Genomic DNA, 238 nt, shown 5'->3' on the forward strand with positions numbered 1-238 from the left:
GCGCTGCGCACGAAGGCGGTTCCCAACGGCGACGGCAGCTATCGCATCACCGGCCAGAAAATCTTCATCACCTATGGCGAGCACGACATGACGGACAATATCGTCCATCTCGTGCTGGCCCGCCTGCCGGACGCGCCGGCCGGCACCCGCGGCATCTCGCTGTTTCTCGTGCCCAAGTTCATTCCCGACGCCAACGGCAATCCGGGGCGGCGCAACGACGTGCGCTGCGCCAGCATCG

General features: G+C 66.0%; 1 pseudogene. It reads left to right on the forward strand.

Annotated features, from left to right (window positions below):
- Positions 1–238, forward strand: a pseudogene (locus AC4FS3_RS29620) (acyl-CoA dehydrogenase); the annotation flags it as partial.

This window comes from Pseudogemmobacter sp. TB195 (assembly GCF_058313095.1).